General features: G+C 65.7%; 1 pseudogene. It reads right to left on the reverse strand.

Features of this window, described 5'->3' with window-relative positions:
• A pseudogene (gene acnA, locus KUM32_RS38690) lies at positions 1–285 on the reverse strand (aconitate hydratase); the annotation flags it as partial.
• Positions 286–542 lie beyond the last annotated feature (257 nt).

Genomic DNA, 542 nt, shown 5'->3' on the forward strand with positions numbered 1-542 from the left:
GGGCACGCCGGTGAAGTCCTGCATGATCACGCGAGCCGGGGTGAACTGGATCTCCTGGCTCGGCTGCGCCTGCGAGTCCCAGCCGCCCACGGCACGGATGTGGTCGGCGGTGATGTTCGCGCCGTCCTCGGTACGGAGCAGGTTCTCCAGCAGCACCTTCAGGCTGTAGGGCAGGCGGGCGGAGCCCTCGACCTTGTCCAGCTTGAAGATCTCGTACGACTCGTCGCCCACGCGCAGCGTGCTGCGGGCGTCGAAGCTGTTCGCCGACACGACAGTCTCCTTCATGCATGAATTCGCGCGTACCACCGCATCCTGCCGCCCCGGGACCTTGCCGATCCGCTAAGGTACGCCTAACTTAGGCACGCCTAACTAGCGCGACAGCGGTACGCCTTCTCGGCAGATATCTCGATGTCGAGATAACTCTAGTACATCGCTGGCGCACGGTCATGCGCTGGTTGCCCGTGTCCCCCACGGCCCGCCGGTGATTCCGCCGCGTTCGCCACCCCTGTCACTACGAGGAACCGGCGCGCGCCGGTTCCGCT

It is taken from the genome of Streptomyces sp. AC627_RSS907, from assembly GCF_019049165.1.